3 protein-coding genes are annotated in these 2,025 nt (G+C 63.0%); all 3 read right to left on the reverse strand.

All coding sequences use genetic code 11. The features are described 5' to 3' along the window. Positions 1–185 (reverse strand): hypothetical protein (locus tag GVY43_RS15565; RefSeq protein ID WP_159563771.1); only part of this gene is annotated, 185 nt, incomplete at its 3' end. Positions 186–284: 99 nt separating this feature from the next. Next, the gene (locus GVY43_RS15570) at positions 285–1,679 is read right to left on the reverse strand and encodes a glycosyl hydrolase family 28-related protein (RefSeq protein WP_159563772.1); all 1,395 of its coding nucleotides are present in this window, start codon (positions 1,677–1,679) and stop codon (positions 285–287) included. A gap of 94 nt (positions 1,680–1,773) precedes the next feature. Beyond that, positions 1,774–2,025: hypothetical protein (locus tag GVY43_RS15575; protein WP_159563773.1), on the reverse strand; the 252-nt coding region annotated here is incomplete at its 5' end.

The following is a 2,025-nucleotide window of genomic DNA, read 5'->3' on the forward strand; positions in this document are numbered from 1 at the left end:
TCCTGGCTTTCTTCTGTCTCCGGCACAACGCTGGATCGCGCCTGTTCCCGGAGCACCTCGAGGAACTGCCCGTCGAGGCTGAACTGTTCCATGTCCCGCCGTCGGGCCGGTTCTCTGTACGTGGATGTTCGCCCCATTCTCCACAGTTCCTCCAGCCACCAGCCGTCTTTCTCTTTTCGGTTCATCCGATCTCCCCCTTTCCCCTCCACATGGTTGTCGGGACGTGTCCTCGATAGGATGACGCGGTCGCCCGTTCCTGTGCTATGATTGGGTTGGGAAGCGCGTCAGTCGGCGAGCCGCGGTAACGGCCGCGCCAACGGGTCGATTGCTTGTCGGATCAGGCGATGCTGTCGGTCTGTGACGTTCAACATCCCCCCTGGTATCGGTTTCCCATTTTCGAGGCGATTCGCGTATAGGGCGAACGCCTCTTTTGTTTTCATCCCGAGCCGACGCTCGTCGATGAGCACGCGGTCCTCGGGACGGACGCGGAACACGTTGTGCGCGAACAGGTTGTCCCGGACGGTCGTCCGCTCCTCCCCGGCGTTGTGGAAGTCTTGCGTGTAGCTGAAGCCCGTGCCCCACTTGCCGGCGTTCGTGCGCCCGATGTACAGGTTGTCGAGGACGAGCGTGTTCGTCAGGCGCCAGTCCTTCTTGTCCGGGTAGTCGCCATATACATACAACAACAATCCCACGTCGTCGAACACGTTCGACACGATCGACGCGCCGTTCCCGTTGCGCACCTTGACGCCACCCGTCGGGTCGTTCGCCCAGCCCTGGAACAGGTTGCCCTCGATGCGCATGCCGTCATATCCTTTCGCGTAGAGCACATGGTCGCGTCGCAGGGCCTGTCCGTCATCGGTCCGCGCGTACACCGTGCGCTCCCCGTGGACGAGGTTCCGGCTGATCGTCAGGCGCTCGTCGCCGTTGAGGACGTTGATCCCGGTGACGAAGTCGCCCGTCCGGGTCGTCGTGAGCACCTTCCGGCGTCTCAGTTCGTCCACCTTCCCGTAGACCGTCCGCATGCCCGGCACCTTCGACTCGAGGAGCGCCCGGCGGGACAGGTCGCCGATATGGTTGTGCCGGATCGCGCTGTCATGCGTCTTGTACGTCACGATGCCACGTCCCGCCTGCCCCTTCTCCCGGAGGAGGATGTTCCGCTCGACGGTGTGGCTGCCATGCGTCACGAGCAGGTAGTCCGTCCCGGGTTCCCCGTCCAACAGGACGTTGTCCCGGAACGCCATCCGGTCCGTCGCCTTCCCGCGCATCTCCATGCCGACGTGGCGCAGGACGAGCCCGCTCACCTGTGTGAGGTTGCGCGTCTTGGACGTGCCGGTCTTCAGCATCGGCATCCCGGCGTGCTTCCGCCCGTCGAGGATCGCCATCCCCTCCCCTCTCACCGATACCCCGGCTGGTATGATGACGTCATGTCGTATCTCGAACGTCCCGTCCGGGATGAGCACGGTCGACCCGGTCTTCGACGCCTCGTCGAGGGCGCGTCGCAGGGCGTTGGAGTCGTCCCGTCCGTCGTTCGGGCGGGCGCCATGGTCCGTGATGCGGATGTCGTCCCCGGTCTTCGCGTCGGCCTCGCCCGGCATCCACCAGGTCGTCAGGCAGAGGATCGCCGTCGTGGCGAGCCCCCATGTCCATCGTTTCGTGTATCGCTTCTTGTGTTTGGTCATCGTCCGTTCCCTCTTTTCGTATGTTTTCGTCTGGCCTGCCTTGCGCTGTCATCTGCCTGTCGGTTCTCGGCACCTCACGTCGACCTCACGTCTCTCATCTCCCTCTTTTCTTCTGCTTTTCGCGCCATGCTTCGTTTCGTCGTTGTTGGTCGAGGAACGCATTCTCTTTTTCGGCAGAGGTGAACACGGCGTATCCCCCCTCTAATTTCAAGCCCATCTTGTCCAGCAATGCTTGTGCCCCTTTCGGCATCCCCGCCATGTCGTCCGCCACCGCGCCCTGTTTCCGCGACGTGCGCTTCCGTCCCGTCCCTGACTTCTTGCCGAAGACGAACTCGAGCTTGTAGAG

Origin of the sequence: Exiguobacterium sp. 8H, assembly GCF_902506255.1 — a bacterium.
Taxonomy (GTDB): Bacteria; Bacillota; Bacilli; order Exiguobacteriales; family Exiguobacteriaceae; genus Exiguobacterium; species Exiguobacterium profundum.

Coding starts and splice junctions, on each gene's coding strand:
- GVY43_RS15570 (WP_159563772.1), bottom strand. CDS start 1,679: ATGACCAAACACAAGAAGCGATACACGAAACGATGGACATGGGGGCTC.